Origin of the sequence: Pseudonocardia sp. Ae331_Ps2 (assembly GCF_001932405.1) — a bacterium.
GTDB lineage: Bacteria > Actinomycetota > Actinomycetes > Mycobacteriales > Pseudonocardiaceae > Pseudonocardia.
In genome coordinates this window covers 1-2,498 of record NZ_MCIM01000017.1, presented here as the reverse complement: position 1 = coordinate 2,498, position 2,498 = coordinate 1, and the positions used below count along the sequence as shown (strand labels likewise).

Sequence of the window (2,498 nt, the reverse complement as noted above, 5' to 3'; positions counted from 1 at the left end):
GCCCCGGCATGAAGATCCAGACCGTCCTCTCCGCAACCGAACGGGCCACCTTCGACACCAACGCCGGCCTCCGCGGAGACCGTCGGAAGCCCCCGCACACCAACACTGCCGTCGAGGCTCTGACCAGCCACAACACCACCAGCAACCCGGAGGTCGACAGCGAGCACGCACACAACGCCGGGCACCCCACCGGATCCGCTGGCGTCAATGGAACATTGACAAATGATGCGTTGACGGAGGAGCAGTAGGTGGCCCGCCCGGTGCTGATCGCCGGCGGACTCGGCCTGTCAGTAGTCCTACTGATGACCGCTGTGATCGGCGGACTCGCCGCGATCACCGTGCTCGGGATCACCGCCGGGCGGTTCGGGTGCGGCCCGGCCGGCGGCCTCGGCGGCGGTCCGCAGACCGTCGACGGTGTCGAATGGTCCGGTGAGCAGACCGACAACGCCGCCACCATCGTCGCCCGCGTCGTGGAACGTGGGCTGCCGCGGCGGGCGGCGGTCATCGCGATCTCGACGGTGATCGTCGAATCCCGGCTGGTCAACGTGCACCACGGCGACCGCGACTCACTCGGGCTCTACCAACAGCGCCCGTCCCAAGGCTGGGGCCCACCCGCGACGGTGTTGAACCCGGTCGCAGCCACCGACACCTTCCTCAACCGCCTCACCGCGCTACCCGGATGGCACACCATGGCGCCCGGCGCCGCAGCCCAAGCGGTGCAACGCTCCGCGTTCCCCGACCGCTACGCACCACAAGAAGCACCGGCCGCAGCCCTGGTCGAACAACTCTGGCGCGGCCCCGACAATCCCGTACCGCTACCACGCAGCACCGACAGTTCCCACGCCACGAACGCACAGCTCGCCGCCACCGTCTACGCCTGTCCGGATCCAGGTGGCGCCGGACTTCCAGTCCCACCTGGGAACATCGACCCGAAGAAGCTCCCCGCCGGGTTCACCCCGCCCGCCGACCCCGCCGCCCGGGCCGCGGTCACGTTCGCCCTGGCCCAGCTCGGGAAGCCCTACGTGTGGGGCGGGCAAGGACCAGCCGGGTTCGACTGCTCCGGGCTCATGCTCGCCTCCTGGGCCACCGCCGGCGTCCCGCTGCCCGCCGGGACGGTCACCCAGAAACACGCCGGGACACCGGTACCCATCCACGACATCGCACCCGGAGACCTCGTCTTCATCCCCGGCTCACTCGGCACACCGGACAACCCACGCCACAACGGCATGTACGTCGGACACGGCATGATCGTCAACGCCTACGACACCACCCGCGGCGTCATCCTCCAACCACTCACCGAATGGGAAAGTGACATCACCCACATCCGCCGGGTTCATGCGGCACCACCCGCGGGGGCGGCCGCTCCGGCTGGCGTACCGGCCTCTGCGGCAGGTGCGTCATGATCCATGACATGCGCGGCGGCGACACGCGGAAGGACGCTCGGAGGTCCTCAGTCGGCGAGACCAGGCAGCAGCCACGCAGTCACGGTCGCGACGTCCTGGGCGTACGTGCCGGTGCCGCAGTGCGTGGCCAGCACCAGCTCGCTGGTGTCGTCATCGGGAAAGGTCATCTCCACGATCACCCCGGAACCGTCGGGCAGCCCGAGCCCGACGTGGTAGCCACGGCAACAATCCCGAGTCAACCAGTAGGTCTGAGTGATCGAGCAGCGCTGCATCGTCAACGCCGTCCACACCACCCGCGCCACACCCGAACGCCCCGACAGATGCTCGACAGCATCCTGCGCGGCCGCACGCCCGCTCAGCCGAACCCGGTCGATCTGCTTACCGCGCCGCTTCGCCAGCCGCGCCACCTTCCGCCGCTGCGACCGACTCTCCACGACTCCTCCACCCCTCCGAGACGAACCCGAAGCCGCTGCGACACCCGCACCGCCGACGACGTGCTCTGGACCGACACGATCGCCACGACCACGGCAGCCACGCTCAGTACGGAACCGGAGACTACCGGCGACCTGGACCTACCGGATATCCCGGACAGCGCCACCCAGACCGACAGGTCATCACCTTCGGTCTCGATCAACGAACGGAGACCTGTTCACAGGGTGACCACCAGCAACACGATCACTCAGGACGGACCGCTCTGGGTCGGCGGCAGCTACCGCTGCCCGACCTGCATCCGTGAGCTGCGGGCGTTGATGTTCGGGGCAGTCGAGGCGTTCGTCTGTCATGACTGCGCGACCTACTGGCTCACACCCACCAGCAACAAGACCGACGCGGCGGCGGGGTGGGCGGGGTAAATGCTGGTGGACCAGCGAGTTCCTGGTGCAGACGATAGCGGGCGAACCCATCGGGACCCGACCCGCTACCGTCTACATCCAAGTAATGACTGTGGCGCCCCACACCTGACCAGGAAAAAGGCGCCATAGTCATCCACCGAGTAGTCAGTTCCGGATCGACGTGGTCACGCGGACCGCGTATCGCTCGGACTGACTGCTGCGACTCTGCAAGGAGAGCAGTGAAAAGCACTGTAGCGATGCCCCG

General features: G+C 67.9%; 3 protein-coding genes and 1 pseudogene. 3 read left to right on the top strand and 1 reads right to left on the bottom strand.

Translation table 11 applies throughout. The features are described 5' to 3' along the window. Both Ae331Ps2_RS32895 and Ae331Ps2_RS30095 read left to right on the top strand, forming a co-directional pair. Nucleotides 1-248, top strand: a pseudogene (locus Ae331Ps2_RS32895) (hypothetical protein); the annotation flags it as partial. Further along, nucleotides 249-1,403: a C40 family peptidase gene (locus tag Ae331Ps2_RS30095; RefSeq protein WP_249265714.1), complete on the top strand. Its 1,155-nt coding sequence runs from the start codon at nt 249-251 to the stop codon at nt 1,401-1,403. Between the two features lie 47 nt (nt 1,404-1,450). Here Ae331Ps2_RS30095 and Ae331Ps2_RS30090 read toward each other — a convergent pair whose 3' ends face one another. After that, nucleotides 1,451-1,810: a hypothetical protein gene (locus Ae331Ps2_RS30090; RefSeq protein WP_139319165.1), complete on the bottom strand. Its 360-nt coding sequence runs from the start codon at nt 1,808-1,810 to the stop codon at nt 1,451-1,453. 87 nt (nt 1,811-1,897) lie between these two features. Here Ae331Ps2_RS30090 and Ae331Ps2_RS30085 point away from each other — a divergent pair, with 87 nt between their 5' ends. Then, nucleotides 1,898-2,254 carry a hypothetical protein gene (locus Ae331Ps2_RS30085; protein ID WP_075313408.1) on the top strand — a complete coding sequence of 119 codons (357 nt, stop codon included), beginning with the start codon at nt 1,898-1,900 and terminating at the stop codon, nt 2,252-2,254. Nucleotides 2,255-2,498 lie beyond the last annotated feature (244 nt).